Origin of the sequence: Vogesella urethralis, from assembly GCF_007644045.2 — a bacterium.
GTDB classification, from domain to species: domain Bacteria; phylum Pseudomonadota; class Gammaproteobacteria; order Burkholderiales; family Chromobacteriaceae; genus Vogesella; species Vogesella urethralis.
Window position 1 is genome coordinate 109,060 of the sequence record NZ_VMDW02000075.1, and the last position, 15,070, is coordinate 124,129.

Consider the following 15,070-nt stretch of genomic DNA (forward strand, 5'->3'; position numbering starts at 1 on the left):
ATGCAAAACCTCCATATCCCCGCCACCAGCTACAGCCCGCAAGTGGACTTCGACTTCGCCCGCCACCAGCTGAGCCTGCGTGGCGAGAGCTACCCGGAAAACGCCAGTGTGTTTTTCGCCCCCATCATGGCCGCGCTGGACGCCTACCTGGCGCCGCTGGACCACGTGCGCATTACCGTGGACGTCCAGCTGGCCTACTTCAACAGCGCCAGCACTAAGGCCATCCTGGCCGTGTTCGAGCGCCTGAACGACGCGGCAGTGGCCGGCAACTACGTCACCGTTAACTGGCACAGCGACCCGGACGACGACACCATCATGGAGTTTGGCCAGGAAATCGCCGAAGACAACCCGGCGCTGGACGTGCACCTGCTGGAACTGGCCTGAGGGCGCAGCTGCTGTGCCCGCAGTTACTGTTCTGCTGCACAGCAAAAAGGCGTTAGCGGCACAGGGCTGCTAGCGCCTTTTTTACACATGCCTGACCGCCGGGTCAGGGTGTCGTGTCTGCGTGTTGCTGGTGCTGCGGCAGCCAGCGCCGCAGCCACTGCTGCACGTCGTCCACCACCGTATACACCACCGGCACCACCAGCAGGCTGAGCAGGGTAGAGGTCAGCAGGCCGCCGATCACCGCAATCGCCATCGGCGCACGGAAGCTGGGGTCGGCGCTCAGGCCCAGCGCAATCGGCAGCATGCCGGCGCCCATCGCCACCGTGGTCATCAGGATGGGCTGGGCGCGCTTGTGGCAGGCGTCCAGCATGGCGGCCAACCTTGTCAGCCCCTGTTCGCGCCACGCCTTCACCGCGTACTCCACCAGCAGGATGGCGTTTTTGGTGACCACGCCCATCAGCATCAGCAAGCCGATGATGGACGGCATGGAAAAGCTGTTGCCGGTGAGCAGCAGCGCCAGAAACGCCCCGCCCACGCTCAGCGGCAGCGCCATCAGGATGGTCAGCGGCTGCAGGAAGTCGTGGAACAGCAGCACCAGCACCACGTAGATGCACAGCACGCCTACCGCCATCGCCATGCCGAAGTTGCCGAACAGCTCGCCCATGCGCTCGGCGTCGCCGGACGGTTGCAGGCTGACACCGGCCGGCAGCTGGCGCAGCGTCGGCAGCGCGTTGGCTTGCTGCTGCACTTCGCCCATGCTGCGTTGGCCCAGCTCGACATCCAGCGTGACCTGGCGCTGGCGGTCGCGGCGGTTGATCTGGCTGGGGCCGCTGCCCACGTTCAGCGCAGCCACGCTTTGCAGCGGCACGCTGCCGCTGGTGGCCGGCACCCGCAGCTGGCCCAGCGCAGCCAGGTTGCCGCGCACGCTATCGTCCAGCCGCACGCGGATGTCCAGCTGCCGTTGTGGCAGCGACAGCTTGGCCAGGCTGGTGGAGAAGTCGCCGTAGGTGGCCAGCCGCACGGTGTCGGCCAGCGCGCTGCTGGTGACGCCCAGCTCGGCGGCGCGGGCGGCGTCCGGGGTGATCTGCAGCTCTTGCTGCTGCAGGCTGGCGTCCGACTTCACGTTGCCGATGCCGGGCAGGCTGCGCAGTTCGCGCTCCAGCTGGCGGGTGGTGGCTAGCAGCGTGTTGCTGTCTTCGCCGGTCAGCGTCAGCTGCAGCTTTTCGCCGGTGTTCTGGCCACCCACGGCCAGCCGCGCACCGGGCACGTCGCGCACGGCGTCGCGCAGCGCGTCTTCGATGACGGCCTGGCTGACGCTGCGTTCGCTGCGCGGCGCCAGCGTGATGGTGAGCGTGGCGCTGTTGTTGCTGTTGCTACTGCTGGCGCTGGGGCCGCCGCCGGTACTGGCGGTACCCACCGAGCTGAACACGTGGCGCACGTGGGCTACCTTCTGCACGCGCTGCTCGGTGGCGGCTACCACGCGGCGGGTGTCGTCCAGCGTGCTGCCGGCCGGCAGCTCCACGCTGATGCTGGTGCGGCCAACGTCGGCCGCCGGTACAAAGCCGGTGGGCAACAACGGCACCAGCGCCAGCGAGGCCACAAAGAACAGCCCGGCGGCGGCCAGCGTGGTCTTGCGGTGCGCCATGCACCAGCCGGCCCAGACCAGGTAGCGTTGCATCAGCTTGCTGTCTTGCTGCTGTACCGGGTGCGCCTTCAGCATGCTGGCCGCCATCATCGGCGTCAGCAGCCGGGCCACCAGCAGCGAGGCCAGTACCGCCGCAGCGGCGGTGAGGCCGAACTGGCGGAAGAAGCGGCCGGTAATGCCGCTCATGAAGGCGGTAGGCAGGAACACCGCCACCAGCGTAAAGGTGGTGGCGATCACCGCCAGGCCGATTTCGTCGGCCGCTTCCAGCGCCGCCTGGCGTGGCGACTTGCCCATGCGCAGGTGGCGCACGATGTTTTCCACTTCCACGATGGCGTCGTCCACCAGGATGCCGATCACCAGCGCCAGCGCCAGCAGGGTGAGGGTGTTGAGGCTGAACGACCAGTAATACATCAGCGCGAAGGTGGGCAGGATCGATAGCGGCAGCGCGGTGGCCGACACGAAGGTGGCGCGGCCGTCGCGCAGGAACCACCACACCACCAGCACGGCCAGGATGGCGCCTTCCAGCAGCAGGTGCATCGAGCCTTGGTAGTTGTCCTCGATCGAGGCCACGGTGTTGGAGGCCTCGGTGATGCGGATCTGCGGGTGGGCAGCCTGCAGCTGGGCCACGGTCTGGCGGGTGCGTTCCACCACCGCCACTTCCGATTCGCCCTTGTTGCGGGTGACCTGGAAGCCGATCACCGGCTTGCCGTCCATGCGGGCATAGGTGCTGCGCTCGGCCTGGGTGTCGCTGACGGTGGCCATCTGGTCCAGCCGCACGTGGCGACCGTCGCCCAGCGGAATCGGCAATGCCGCCAGCGTGGCCACATCGCCGGCGGCGCCCAGCGTGCGCAGCGTTTGCTGGCCGCCGGATACGCGGCCCTGGCCGCCGGCGCTATCTTGCTGCACATTGCCCAGCTGGCTGGCCACGGTGGCCACGCTGACGCCCAGCGCGTTCAACCGCAGCGGGTCCAGCGCCACCAGGATCTCGCGGTCCACACCGCCGACACGGGCCACCTTGCCCACGCCACGGGTGGCCAGCAGCGCCTTGTTGACGTCGTTGTCGATAAACCAGCTCAGCTCGGCTTCGCTAAGGTTGGCCGCCTGCACGCTGTAGGTAATCAGCGCCTGGCCGCTGGTGTTTACCTTGCTGACGGTGGGCGTCTGCATGGCGGCCGGCAGCTTGGCCTTCACGCTGTCTACTGCGTTGCGCACCTGGTTCAGCGCTTCTTCGCTGTTTTTTTCCAGCGGGAACTCCACGCTCACGCTGACAGCGCCGTCGGTGATGGTGGTGGTGATGTGCTGTACGTCGCCCAGGGTGGCGATCTGGTTTTCCAGCGGGCGGGCGACTTCGGTTTCCAGCTGGCTGGGCGCCGCGCCTTCCAGGCTGGCGCTGACCGTGACGGTGGGGAAGTCCATGTCGGGGAAGTTCTGGATGCCCAGCGCGCGCAGGCCCCACAGGCCTGCCAGACTCAGCAGCACGAACAGCAGGATGGCCGGTACCGGGTTGCGGATCGACCAGGCAGAAAAATTCATCGCGCCGCTCCGCCCTGGCTGACACGCACGCTGTCGCCGTCATTCAGGAAGCCGCCGCCGCTTTTTACCAGCGCCACGTTGCGGTCGGTTTTGCCCAGTAGCTCCACCTCGTTGCCTTGCCTGCGGCCAACCTTTACCTCGCGCTGGCGCACCAGGTTGCCGGCTTGCAGTTCGAATACATACTGGCGCCCGTCGCGCACGGTGACGGCACTGGCCGGTACGGTGTAGGCCAGTTGCTGGCCCAGGTTCAGCTGGCCGCTGGCGTACATGCCGGCGCGGGCGCTGCTGTTACCGGCCAGGTCGATATAGGCCAGCGCCAGACGGTTGCTGCTGTCCAGCGCCGGTGCCAACTGACGCACGCGGCCGCTGGCGGTTTTGCCATCGGGCAGCTGCAGCGTGGCCTGCATGCCCGGCTTGATGCTGGACAGCTGGCTGGCGTCCACTTCGGCGCGCCATTCCAGCCGTTGCTGCCGCTGCAATGTAAACAGCTCGGTACCGCTGGCCACCACCTGGCCCAGCTGCGCGCTGCGCTTGGTGATGACGCCATCGTCGCTGGCAGTAATGCGGGTGTGGCCCAGCGTGATGCGGCTGGCGGCCAGCTTGGCCTTGGCGGCGGCAACGTCGGCCTCGGCGGTTTGCAGTGCCTGCGCGTACTGTTCGATCTTCTGCGCCGACAGCGCGCCGCTATCGGCCACCGCGCGGGCGCGGTCAAGGTCGCTGCGGGCGGCGCCCAGCGCCACGCGGGCCTGCTTCAGCCCGGCTTCGTTCTGGCGGATGTCGGTCTGGATGCTGTCGGCAAACAGCTCGGCCAGCACCTGGCCTTTCCGTACCACGGTACCGACGTCGGCGTGCAGCGCGGTAATGCGCAGGCCGCCGGTTTCGGCGCTGATGCTGGCTTCCTGCCAGGCATGGATGCCGCCGCTGAGGGCCAGCGTCTGCGGCCAGATGCGCGGCTGGATGCGGATGGTTTCTACCGCCAGCGCGCTGGCGCGTGCCGGCGTAGCCTGGGCGGCACGCGCCGGGGTTTGCCACAGGGCGACGGGCAGGAGCAGGGCGGCGCCGACCAGACCGGCGAGGGCGAGATGCTGCTTTTTCATGAGGCTTGGCTTTCACTTGGGGTGGTCCAGCCGCCGCCCAGCGCCTTGTACAAGGCCAGGGTATACAGCAGGCGGTCGCGCTGGAGGGTAATCAGGTCTTGCTGGCTGCTGATGCTGCTGCGCAGGGCGCTGCCCAGCTCCAGCACGCTGGCGCTGCCGGCTTGCCACTGGCGGTTGACGGCCGTCAGCTGGCCGCTGGCCAGGCGATAGCGGGCGGCCAGCGCACTTTCACGCTGCCGGCTGCTGTCTACGCGTACCAGTGCTTGTTCTACTTCTTGTACCGCGCTGCGGACGCTGCTCTGGTAGCTGGCCAGCGCCTGGCGGTAACTGGCCTGTGCCTGGGTGACGGCGGCCTGACTGCTGCCACCATCGAACAGGGGCAGGCTAAGGCCGGGGCCCATCTGCCAGCTGCTGTGTTGCTTGCCCTGGCTGCGGCTGACGCTGAGCGTGCCGCTGAGGCTGAGCTGCGGGTAGCGGGCGGCCTCGGCCACGCCGATGTCGGCGCTGGCGGCGGCCAACTGGCGCTCGGCGGCTTGCAGGTCGGGGCGCTGGCGCAGCAGGTCGGTCGGCACGCTGTCTACCTGCAGGTTGGCCGCAGCGGGTAGCCGTGCCGGTTCGCTGGCCAGCAGCGCGCGCAGTTCGGCTTCCGGCATGCCGCTGATGGCGACCAGCGCTTTCAGGTACACCTCGGTCTCGGCTTGCTGCGCCAGCAGGGTGTTGTCGGCGCTGGCCAGCGCGGCTTCGGCATCGGCACCGTCTACCGCCGAGGTAAAGCCGGCGCTTACCAGTCCGCGGGTCGCCTCGGTGCTGGCCTGTTGCGACTGCCGCGCCAGCTGGGCCAGTTCCGCCAGTAGCTGGCTGGCACGGTAGTTCACGTAGTAGTTGGCCAGCTCGGCCGCCAGGCTGGCGCGGGCGTCGTGCCAATCGGCCTCGCTGGCTTGCAGGCGGGCGCTGGCCGCTTCGCGGTTGCGCTGCAGCTTGCCCCACAGGTCGATTTCCCAGCTGGCGTCCAGCGCGCTGCTGCGGGTAGTGCCGCTGCCGCGCTGGCGGGTAGCACTGGCACTAAGGCTGGCCGTCGGCACGCCGGCCAGCGCCGCACTGTCGACGTCGGCACGGGCGCTGTCGATGGCGGCCAACGCGCTCTGCAGCGACGGATGCTGTTGTTCGGTGACGGTCAGCAGGCGGTGCAGTACCGGGTCGTCCAGTTGCTGCCACCAGTCCAGCAGGCTGGCCAGCTTGCCGTCGTGGGCTTGCGGTGCTTGCCACTGGCTGGCCAGCGGCGGGGTTGGGGCGGTATAGGCCGGGCCAACCGTGGCGCAGCCGCCCAGCAGGGTGAGTGCAGCCAGTAGCGGCAACAGCCGGTAGCAGGCGGGTATGGTCATGCAGTGCTCCTTGGCGTGCGGCAGGGGGAAGCCCTGCGCGCGACGAAGGCGCCAGTGTGCATGGCCGGTTTATGGCGTTTACGTCGGCTTTGTATCGGTATTGAAACATGCCGGCAGTGCCGCCGGCATGGCGCGTGCCAGCGGGTTTGAGCATGACATGCTGCACTGGCACAGCTGTCAGCCACTGGTGGACTAGTATTATCGAAAGCGGCGCGCCATCTGGCGGACGCGTGGCCGGCGGGGGTATACCGGCTACAGCATGTCGTGAACGGGGGGCAGATCATGAACAAGCCAAGGCCGCTTTGGCGGTGCATCATCTTGCTGGCCGGTTTGCTGGCGGTTTGTCTGCCAGCTGCACAGGCGGTGGAAGCGCCGCCGCCGCTGCGCATCCTGCTGCGCGAAAAGCCGGCAGCGGAGGGGCAGACGCCGCAAGGGGAAGGCTTCCAGCCAGCGCTGGGCCGTTTGCTGGCGGACCGGCTGGGCTACGCGCCGGTACTGCTGTCGCTGCCGCGCAAGCGGCTGGCCACCGCGTTGGAAAGTGGCGAAGGCGACCTGCTGTGCGGCTATATGCCGGACTGGTTGCCGGGGCCGTTTCGCTGGAGCCAGGGCTTTATCGATGTCAGCGATCTGCTGGTGAGCACCACGCGAACCCGGGCGCCAGCGCAGCTCCGCCAACTGGCCGGCAAGCCGGTGGGCACGCTCAGCGGCTATCGTTACCCGTTGCTGGAGCAGCAACTGGGCCGCCACTTCGTACGCAGCGACAGTACGTCGGTGAAGACCAGCCTGCAGCGGCTGCTGGCCGGTCGTTACGATTACGCGGTGGTGGGCGAGGCGGCGTTGCGCTACTACCTGCAGCACGACTTTCCGCGCCTGCCGCTGAACCCGCCACAGGTGATACAGCGGGTGCAGGCGCGCTGTGCCTTGTCGCCGCAGGCGCCGTTGCAGTTGGCGGAACTGGAACAGGCGATCGAGCGCATCCAGCGCGACGGCAGCTACGCGGCGCTACTGGCGGCCAACCCCTGGCATTAGGGCTGGCGCATGCACGGTGCCGCTTGGGGGCTGCCCTAGCGGCGGTTGGCCGGGTGTTCGGGGCAGCTGAGCAGGTGGTCGTTCACCACGCCGGTAGCCTGCAGGAAAGCGTAGATCACGGTGCTGCCGACAAAATTCATGCCGGCTTTTTTCAATGCCTTGCTGATGCTGTCCGATAGCGGCGTGCTGGCCGGGCAGTCTTTCAGTGTGGCCCAGTGGTTCTGTACCGGCTGGCCGTCCACCTGCGCCCACAGCCAGGCGGCAAAGCTGCCGTGCTCGCGCTGCATGGCCAGAAACACCCGTGCGTTGCGGATGGCGCTGTTCACTTTCAGTCGGTTGCGCACGATGCCCGGGTCCTGCAACAGGCGCTCGACGTCGGTGTCGGTCATCGCCGCCACCTTCACCGGGTCGAAGTCATGGAACACGCGGCGGTAATGCTCGCGCTTGCGCAGGATGGTGATCCACGACAGCCCGGCCTGCGCGCCTTCCAGTATCAGCATCTCGAACAGCTTGTGGTCGTCGTGTACCGGCTTACCCCATTCGTGGTCGTGGTAGGCCATGTATAGCGGGTCGTCGCCGCACCAGCCGCAGCGTGTCAGTTCAGTCATGCATTTTCTCCAGGTCTTCCAGTGCCAGCAGCAAGCGCAGGCGGTCGTCGCGCGCTACCTGCTGCCAGTGGCGGCCGCTCAGCGCGCCTTCCAGCGCCCATAGCAGGTTCAGGCTGGCGTGTTGCCCGCTGCGCTTCACTTGCAGGTAAGCAGCAACGGCGCCCAGCTGGCGCAAGGCGGCAAGGTCGGCAATGCCGGCGGCCTGCAACAGCCGCCACGAGGCCGGGCCGAGGTTGGCGGTAGCGTTCATGCCGCCAGTGTAACGCGGCGCTGCTGCCAGCGTGCTGTCAGTGGCATGGCACAAACCTTGCTGCGTGTGTGGCCAATCCACCCGAAGGACAGGTTACCCATGTTAAGCGTCATGCTGGTCAACGATGGCTCCGGCAAGGCCGCCGCGCTGAAGGAAGCGCTGGCGGCAGCAGGCGTGCGCGTGGTGGCCGAGGTGGCGGCCAACCTGCAGCTGGCCGACATGCTGGCTGCCGCCCGGCCCGACGTAGTGCTGATCGACAGCGACGCGCCGTCGCGCGACATGCTGGAGCAGGTGTGCGTGATGGGCGCCCGCCACGGCCAGCCGGTGGTGATGTTCACCGACGACAGCCGCCGCGACACCATCCGCGCTGCGCTGTCGGCCGGCGTGGCCGCCTACGTGGTGGGCAGCGTGGAAGCGGCACGCATCCAGCCCTTGCTGGAGGTGGCCATCGAGCGTCACCAGCTGGAGCAGACACGGCGTAGCGAGCTGGCCAGCGCGCAGCAGCAGCTGGCCGAGCGCAAGGTGATCGAAAAAGCCAAGGGCCTGCTGATGCAGATGAAAGGCCTGGACGAGCAGACTGCCTACAAGCAGCTGCGCGAACGCGCGATGCAGCAGCAAAAGCGGCTGGCCGACGTGGCGCAGGAGATCATCAGCCTGGCCGAATGGCTGCAAGGCTGAGCTGCGCTGGTGCGTGGCCGCGCTATTGCGGTGCACAAACTACGCCGGCAGGCAGCAAAACACGGTTTCAAGGCTGGCACGGCACTTGCTGACGTGACAGCAGGCGCAAGGTAGCGCCAACACATTCAACAGGAAGGTGCCAACGGCGGCGCAAGCCTGGGAGTACGGACAACGGCGTCCGTTGCCCTTTCTGACGAGAGGGCGACGGACGCTTTTCTTTTGTGGCTACCGCTTAGGAGCAAACATGAAAACGCGTCAGCAACCCGATACCCAAACCCTGGCGGCCGCCCGCCGCGACTTTCTCAAGGGAGCCTTGTCACTGATGGCCTCTACCGCCTTGCCCGCCGGCTTTGCCCTGCAAGCGCTGGCTGCCCCTGTGGGCAAACCGGAAAAAACCGAAGTCAAGGTGGGGTTCATCCCGCTGACCGACTGTGCTTCGGTGATCGTGGCCTCGAAGATGGGCTTCGACAAGAAATACGGCATCACCATCGTGCCGTCCAAGGAAGCCAGCTGGGCGGCAGTACGCGACAAGCTGGTCAACGGCGAGCTCGACGCCTCGCACGCGCTGTACGGCATGATCTACGGCGTGCACCTGGGCGTGGGCGGCCCCAAGAAAGACATGGCGGTGCTGATGACGCTGAACCAGAACGGCCAGGGCATCACGCTTTCCAACCAGCTGAAAGAGAAGGGCGCCACCACCGGCCCGGCGCTGGCCAAACTGATCAAGGCCGAGCCGCGCGAGTACACCTTCGCCCAGACCTTCCCCACCGGTACCCACGCCATGTGGCTGTATTACTGGTTGGCCGCGCACGGCGTCAACCCGCTGACCGACGTGAAAACCATCGTGGTGCCGCCGCCGCAGATGGTGGCCAATATGCGCGTAGACAATATGGACGGCTACTGCGTGGGCGAGCCGTGGAACGCCCGCGCCATCGCCGACGGCATCGGCTTCAGCGTGGCCACCACGCAGCAGATCTGGCCCGATCACCCTGAAAAAGTGCTGGGCACCACCGGCGACTGGGTGAAACAGAACCCCAATACCGCCCGCGCGCTCGTGGCAGCGCTGCTGGAAGCCTCGCGCTACATCGACGACGTGAAAAACCGCGCTGCAGTAGCCAAGCTGATTTCCGACAAGGCCTATGTCAACGCGCCGGAGCCGGTGATCGAAGGCCGCTTCCTGGGCGCCTACGAAGATGGCCTGGGCAAGAAATGGCAAGACCCCAAGCTGATGAAGTTTTTCGACGGCGGCAAGGTCAACTTCCCCTACCTGTCCGACGGCATGTGGTTCCTGACCCAGCACAAGCGCTGGGGCCTGCTGAAAGCCGACCCCGACTACCTGGCGGTGGCCAGGCAGATCAACCAGATTGCGGTCTACAAGGACGCCGCCACCATGGCCCGCGTGCCGGTGCCGGCCAGTGACATGCGCAGCAGCAAGCTGATCGACGGCGTGGTGTGGGACGGCAAGAATCCGGCGGCCTACGCCGCCAGCTTCAAGATCAAGGCCTGAGGAGGTGTGACATGACCGTTGCCAAACCCGTTGCGGCCAACCTGGCATTGCCGCGCCGCCGCAAGCCGGCGTCGCCGGTAGCCCGCCTGGCCGCCACCCCGCTGGTGGCACCGCTGGTGCCGCTGCTGCGCGCCGTGGTGCCGCCCTTGCTGGGCCTGCTGGCCTTTCTGTTGCTGTGGACGCTGGTGTCGCAACTGAGCAAGGGCAGCCTGCCCGGCCCGGTCAGCACCTGGGCCTCGGCACGCGAACTGTTTGCCGACCCGTTCTACCAGAACGGCCCCAACGACCAGGGCATAGGCTGGAACATCCTGATGTCGCTGGGCCGTGTCGGCGCCGGTTTCGGCATGGCGGCGCTGGTGGGCATTCCGCTGGGCTTCATGATCGGCCGCTTCGATTTTCTGGCGCGCATGACGGCGCCGGTGATCAGCCTGCTGCGCCCGGTCAGCCCGCTGGCCTGGCTGCCGATCGGCCTGCTGGTGTTCAAGGCCGCCAGCCCGGCATCGATCTGGGTGATCTTCATCTCCAGCATCTGGCCGATGATCCTCAACACCGCCGCCGGCGTGCGCGCCGTACCGCAGGACTACCTGAACGTGGCGCGCGTGCTGCGGCTGTCGGAGTGGAAGGTGTTCAGCGTCATCCTGCTGCCGGCCACGCTACCGCACATGCTGACCGGGGTGCGGCTGGCGGTGGGCACGGCCTGGCTGGTGATCGTGGCCGCCGAAATGCTCACCGGCGGCGTGGGGCTGGGCTTCTGGGTGTGGGACGAATGGAACAACCTGAACGTGGAGCACATCCTGATCGCCATCTTCGTGGTGGGGCTGGTGGGCTTGTTGCTGGAACAAGCCCTGGTATGGCTGGCGCGCAAGGCCAGCTTCGGGCAGGAGAACTGACATGGACCGCTTTGTCGAGCTGGAAAACATCCACAAGCACTTTGATACCAAAAAAGGCCGCTTCGTCGCGCTGCAGGACGTCAACCTCACCATCCGCCAGGGCGAGTTCGTGTCGCTGATCGGTCACTCCGGTTGCGGCAAGTCCACGGTGCTCAACATCATCGCCGGCCTGCTGGACCCGAGCGACGGCATTGCGCTGTGCAACGGCCGCGAAATCGACGGCCCCGGCCCCGAGCGCGCGGTAGTGTTCCAGAACCACAGCCTGCTGCCATGGCTCACTTGCTACGGCAACATCCTGCTGGCGGTGGAGCGCGTGTTCGGCAGCAAGGAAAGCAAGGCACAGTTGGCCGCACGCACCGATGAGGCGCTGGCGCTGGTGGGCCTGCAGCATGCCCGCGAGAAGCACCCGCACGAGATCTCCGGCGGCATGAAGCAGCGGGTGGGCATTGCCAGGGCGCTGGCGATGGAGCCCAAGGTGCTGCTGATGGATGAGCCGTTCGGCGCGCTGGACGCGCTGACCCGTGCCAACCTGCAGGACGAGATGGTGAAGATCGTCGACAAGACCGGCAGCACGGTGGTGATGGTGACGCACGACGTGGACGAGGCGGTGCTGCTGTCCGACCGTATCGTGATGATGACCAACGGCCCGGCCGCCACCGTGGGCGACATCCTGCACGTCGACCTGCCACGGCCGCGCAACCGGTTGGCACTGGCCAGCGACCCGGCCTACCACGCCTGCCGCAGCGCGGTGCTGGACTTCCTGTACCAGAAGCACAAACGGGAAGCGGCCTAGCCGGTAATAGTTTGTCCCGCCAAGCGCGTTGATACCGGGCCCTGTGCCCGGTTTTTTCATTGGCGTGTCTGGCTGCGCCGCCTCGGGGCAAGCAGGGTGGCATGCCGCAAACTGGTGCGGCCGTGCACCAGCCACAGGCCAGGTTGGCCGCAAAAGCGGCGGAAACGGACCTGCCAGGCTGGCACGGCAGTTGCTGTAGCAATAATACGCAAAGGTCTCTTGCGCCAATGGCGGCGCAGGAGCGGGACAAGGAAGTCCGCTGCCGTGGGGGTGCCCACGGTAGCGGGCTTTTTTTTTGGCCTGTGCCGCAGCAAAGCCGCGGTGGCGCAGCCGGCTGGAAAGGACGCAACAATGGACAAACCCAAACTGGTCATGGTGGGCAACGGCATGGCCGGCGTGCGCACGCTGGAAGAGCTGCTGCGGCTGGCGCCCGACGCCTACGACATCACCGTGTTCGGCGCCGAGCCGCACCCCAACTACAACCGCATCATGCTGTCGCCGGTGCTGACCGGCGAACAGACGCTGCCCGATATCGTGCTGAACGACCTGGACTGGTACGCCGGGCACGGCGTCACGCTGCACCTAGGCCAGCCGGTGGTGGCCATCGACCGTGCCCGCCGTGTGGTGCACGCCGCCGACGGCCACAGCGTGCCGTACGACCGGCTGCTGCTGGCTACCGGTTCCAGCCCGTTCATCCTGCCGGTGCCGGGCAAAGACCTGCCCGGCGTGGTGACCTTCCGCGATATTGCCGACGTGGAAACCATGATCGCCGCTGCGGCCAATCATCGCCACGCGGTGGTGATCGGCGGCGGCCTGCTGGGGCTGGAAGCCGCCAACGGCCTGCTGGCGCGCGGCATGCAGGTAACGGTAGTGCACCTGGGCGAATGGCTGCTGGAGCGGCAGCTGGACCGCACGGCGGCCAACTTGCTGCAACAAAGCCTGGAAGCCAAAGGCCTGCGCTTTTTGCTGCAAACGCAGACCGCAGCACTAGTGGCCGGCGCCGACGGCCGTGTGGCCGAGGTGCAGTTCCGCGACGGCAGCAGCGTGCCGGCCGAGCTGGTGGTGATGGCGGTGGGCATCCGCCCCAACTACGCACTGGCCGAAGCCAGCGGCCTGTACTGCGACCGTGGTGTGGTGGTGAACGACCACCTGCAAACCTTCGACCCGCGCATCTACGCGGTGGGCGAGTGCGTCAGCCACCGTGGCGTCAGCTACGGCCTGGTGGCGCCGCTGTTCGACATGGCCAAGGTGGCGGCCAACCATCTGGCGCGCTTCGGCATTGCCCGCTACGTACCGGCGGCCACCAGTACCAAGCTGAAGGTCACCGGCATGGACGTGTTTTCGGCCGGCGATTTCATGGGCGGCGACGGTTGCGAGGACATCACGCTGTCTGACCCGGTAGGCGGCATCTACAAGCGGCTGGTGGTGAAGGACGACAAGCTGGTCGGCGCCTGCCTGTTCGGCGACACCGCCGACGGCGCCTGGTACTTCCGCCTGATCCGCGAGCAGCAGCCGGTACACGCCATCCGCGAACAACTGATGCTGGGCGAGGGCGCGGTGGGCGACACCGGCCACCAGGGCCAGAACCGTGCCGCTGGCCTGCCGGACGACGCCGAAGTGTGCGGCTGCAACGGCGTGTGCAAAGGCACCATCGTCAAGGCCATCCAGGAAAAAGGCCTGTTTACCGTCGACGACGTGAAGAAGCACACCAAGGCGGCCAGCTCCTGCGGCTCGTGCAGCGGGCTGGTGGAGCAGATCCTGATCAGTTGCGTCGGCGGCGCCGCCGACGTGAAGCCCAAGTCGGAAAAGCCGGTCTGCGGCTGCAGCGACATCACCCACGGCCAGCTGCGGACCGCCATCCGCGAACAGCATCTGACCAGCCTGGCCGACACCTTCCGCGTACTGGGCTGGCGCAGCCCGGACGGCTGTGCCACGTGCCGCCCGGCGGTGAACTACTACCTGATTTCCAGCTGGCCCGGCGAGGCGCGCGACGACCCGCAGGCGCGTTTCATCAACGAGCGCGTGCACGCCAACATCCAGAAGGACGGCACCTACTCGGTGGTGCCGCGCATGTGGGGCGGCGTCACCAACCCGGCCGAATTACGGCGTATTGCCGACGTGGCCGACAAGTACGCCATTCCACTGGTGAAGGTGACCGGCGGCCAGCGCATCGACCTGCTGGGCGTGAAGAAGGAGGACCTGCCGGCGGTGTGGCGCGAGCTGGACATGCCGTCCGGCCACGCCTACGGCAAGAGCCTGCGCACGGTGAAAACCTGCGTCGGCAGCGAGTTCTGCCGCTTTGGCACCCAGGATTCCACCCAGATGGGCATCGACCTGGAAAAAGACCTGTTCGGCATGTGGAGCCCGGCCAAGGTGAAACTGGCGGTGTCCGGCTGCCCGCGCAACTGCGCCGAATCCGGCATCAAGGACGTGGGCATCATCGGCGTGGACTCCGGCTGGGAGCTGTACATCGGCGGCAACGGCGGCATCAAGACCGAGGTGGCCGAGTTCTTCTGCAAGGTGAAAACGCACGACCAGGTGATGCAGTACAGCGGTGCTTTCCTGCAGCTGTACCGCGAGGAAGCGTTCTACCTGGAGCGCACCGTGCACTTTTTGCAGCGGGTAGGCATGGACTACATCAAGCAGCGCGTGCTGGACGATGCGGTCAACCGCAGCGAGCTGTACGCGCGGCTGAAGTTTGCGCTGTCGTTCGAGCAAGACCCGTGGGCCGAACGCTACCAAGGCGGCGTGGCGCAGCACGAGTTTGCGCCGCTGACGGTGTAGAAAATCTGATGTCGCCACGGAAGCACACCGACAGCACGGAAAAAAGCACAGGCCTGTTGCTGCGCTAGGGGAAACGGCTGCCATGCCTGCCTCGTCACCATTGACATCAGTGGTGCCGTTTTCGTGTTCTTTCGTGTGTTTCCGTGGCCAAAAAAAGGAAAGCAAACATGAGCAACTGGAAAGCCGTCTGCCGCCTGGCAGACATCCCGCCGCAGGGCGCGCGGGTACTGAAACGGGCAGGGCAGGTCGATATCGCCGTGTTCCGCACCGTGGACGACCAGGCCTTTGCGCTGCTGGACCGCTGCCCGCACAAGGGCGGGCCGTTGTCGCAGGGCATCGTGTCCGGCCATCGCGTGGCCTGCCCGCTGCACAACTGGCACATCGATCTGGCCACTGGCCAGGCCTGCGCGCCGGACGAAGGCTGTAGCGGCCACATCCCGCTGAAGCTGGAAGACGGCACCGTCTATCTGGCGCTGGACTGAGCACGGCA

General features: G+C 66.8%; 13 protein-coding genes. 8 read left to right on the forward strand and 5 right to left on the reverse strand.

The window, feature by feature from the left end; genetic code table 11:
• Positions 1-384: a DUF1987 domain-containing protein gene (locus FLQ03_RS07595; protein ID WP_144371381.1), complete on the forward strand. Its 384-nt coding sequence runs from the start codon at positions 1-3 to the stop codon at positions 382-384.
• 103 nt (positions 385-487) lie between these two features.
• On the opposite strand, the gene FLQ03_RS07600 is transcribed toward FLQ03_RS07595, so the two are convergent.
• The 3 genes from FLQ03_RS07600 to FLQ03_RS07610 are packed head-to-tail and all read right to left on the reverse strand — an operon-like array spanning position 488 to position 6,041.
• A complete protein-coding gene (locus FLQ03_RS07600; protein ID WP_144371382.1) occupies positions 488-3,562 on the reverse strand; it encodes an efflux RND transporter permease subunit in 3,075 nt (1,024 codons plus the stop codon).
• Positions 3,559-4,659, reverse strand: a complete 1,101-nt coding sequence (locus FLQ03_RS07605) for an efflux RND transporter periplasmic adaptor subunit (protein WP_144371383.1) — start codon at positions 4,657-4,659, stop codon at positions 3,559-3,561. Before FLQ03_RS07605 ends, FLQ03_RS07600 begins: the two co-directional genes overlap by 4 nt.
• Positions 4,656-6,041 carry an efflux transporter outer membrane subunit gene (locus FLQ03_RS07610; protein ID WP_144371384.1) on the reverse strand — a complete coding sequence of 462 codons (1,386 nt, stop codon included), beginning with the start codon at positions 6,039-6,041 and terminating at the stop codon, positions 4,656-4,658. Before FLQ03_RS07610 ends, FLQ03_RS07605 begins: the two co-directional genes overlap by 4 nt.
• Positions 6,042-6,323: 282 nt before the next feature.
• Between FLQ03_RS07610 and FLQ03_RS07615 the strand changes: the two genes are divergently transcribed.
• The gene (locus FLQ03_RS07615; protein WP_144371385.1) at positions 6,324-7,070 is read left to right on the forward strand and encodes a substrate-binding periplasmic protein; all 747 of its coding nucleotides are present in this window, start codon (positions 6,324-6,326) and stop codon (positions 7,068-7,070) included.
• Positions 7,071-7,105: 35 nt separating this feature from the next.
• On the opposite strand, the gene FLQ03_RS07620 is transcribed toward FLQ03_RS07615, so the two are convergent.
• Together FLQ03_RS07620 and FLQ03_RS07625 are read right to left on the reverse strand one after the other, a co-directional pair.
• Positions 7,106-7,678, reverse strand: coding sequence for a DNA-3-methyladenine glycosylase I (locus tag FLQ03_RS07620; RefSeq protein ID WP_144371386.1), 573 nt, complete (start codon positions 7,676-7,678; stop codon positions 7,106-7,108).
• Positions 7,671-7,982 carry a TfoX/Sxy family protein gene (locus FLQ03_RS07625; protein ID WP_206210888.1) on the reverse strand — a complete coding sequence of 104 codons (312 nt, stop codon included), beginning with the start codon at positions 7,980-7,982 and terminating at the stop codon, positions 7,671-7,673. The genes FLQ03_RS07620 and FLQ03_RS07625 overlap by 8 nt, the downstream gene beginning before the upstream one ends.
• Before the next feature lie 45 nt (positions 7,983-8,027).
• Here FLQ03_RS07625 and FLQ03_RS07630 point away from each other — a divergent pair, with 45 nt between their 5' ends.
• The 6 genes from FLQ03_RS07630 to nirD all read left to right on the forward strand — a co-directional run bounded on the left by FLQ03_RS07630 (position 8,028) and on the right by nirD (position 15,062).
• Positions 8,028-8,606, forward strand: coding sequence for an ANTAR domain-containing response regulator (locus tag FLQ03_RS07630; RefSeq protein ID WP_144371387.1), 579 nt, complete (start codon positions 8,028-8,030; stop codon positions 8,604-8,606).
• 244 nt (positions 8,607-8,850) lie between these two features.
• On the forward strand, positions 8,851-10,113 hold the full coding sequence (locus FLQ03_RS07635) for a CmpA/NrtA family ABC transporter substrate-binding protein (protein ID WP_144371388.1): 1,263 nt from the start codon (positions 8,851-8,853) through the stop codon (positions 10,111-10,113).
• A gap of 11 nt (positions 10,114-10,124) precedes the next feature.
• Complete coding sequence (ntrB, locus tag FLQ03_RS07640; protein ID WP_144371389.1) at positions 10,125-11,003, forward strand: nitrate ABC transporter permease; 879 nt, start codon at positions 10,125-10,127, stop codon at positions 11,001-11,003.
• Position 11,004: 1 nt separating this feature from the next.
• The gene (locus FLQ03_RS07645) at positions 11,005-11,796 is read left to right on the forward strand and encodes an ABC transporter ATP-binding protein (RefSeq protein WP_144371390.1); all 792 of its coding nucleotides are present in this window, start codon (positions 11,005-11,007) and stop codon (positions 11,794-11,796) included.
• 351 nt (positions 11,797-12,147) lie between these two features.
• Positions 12,148-14,580 (forward strand): nitrite reductase large subunit NirB, encoded by a 2,433-nt coding sequence (gene nirB, locus FLQ03_RS07650; protein ID WP_144371391.1) that lies wholly within the window; start codon positions 12,148-12,150, stop codon positions 14,578-14,580.
• Positions 14,581-14,747: 167 nt separating this feature from the next.
• Positions 14,748-15,062 carry a nitrite reductase small subunit NirD gene (gene nirD / locus FLQ03_RS07655; RefSeq protein WP_144371392.1) on the forward strand — a complete coding sequence of 105 codons (315 nt, stop codon included), beginning with the start codon at positions 14,748-14,750 and terminating at the stop codon, positions 15,060-15,062.
• Positions 15,063-15,070 lie beyond the last annotated feature (8 nt).

Coding starts and splice junctions, on each gene's coding strand:
- FLQ03_RS07610 (WP_144371384.1), bottom strand. CDS start 6,041: ATGACCATACCCGCCTGCTACCGGCTGTTGCCGCTACTGGCTGCACTC.
- FLQ03_RS07605 (WP_144371383.1), bottom strand. CDS start 4,659: ATGAAAAAGCAGCATCTCGCCCTCGCCGGTCTGGTCGGCGCCGCCCTG.
- FLQ03_RS07595 (WP_144371381.1), top strand. CDS start 1: ATGCAAAACCTCCATATCCCCGCCACCAGCTACAGCCCGCAAGTGGAC.
- FLQ03_RS07630 (WP_144371387.1), top strand. CDS start 8,028: ATGTTAAGCGTCATGCTGGTCAACGATGGCTCCGGCAAGGCCGCCGCG.
- FLQ03_RS07635 (WP_144371388.1), top strand. CDS start 8,851: ATGAAAACGCGTCAGCAACCCGATACCCAAACCCTGGCGGCCGCCCGC.
- FLQ03_RS07600 (WP_144371382.1), bottom strand. CDS start 3,562: ATGAATTTTTCTGCCTGGTCGATCCGCAACCCGGTACCGGCCATCCTG.
- nirD (WP_144371392.1), top strand. CDS start 14,748: ATGAGCAACTGGAAAGCCGTCTGCCGCCTGGCAGACATCCCGCCGCAG.
- nirB (WP_144371391.1), top strand. CDS start 12,148: ATGGACAAACCCAAACTGGTCATGGTGGGCAACGGCATGGCCGGCGTG.
- FLQ03_RS07620 (WP_144371386.1), bottom strand. CDS start 7,678: ATGACTGAACTGACACGCTGCGGCTGGTGCGGCGACGACCCGCTATAC.
- FLQ03_RS07645 (WP_144371390.1), top strand. CDS start 11,005: ATGGACCGCTTTGTCGAGCTGGAAAACATCCACAAGCACTTTGATACC.
- FLQ03_RS07615 (WP_144371385.1), top strand. CDS start 6,324: ATGAACAAGCCAAGGCCGCTTTGGCGGTGCATCATCTTGCTGGCCGGT.
- ntrB (WP_144371389.1), top strand. CDS start 10,125: ATGACCGTTGCCAAACCCGTTGCGGCCAACCTGGCATTGCCGCGCCGC.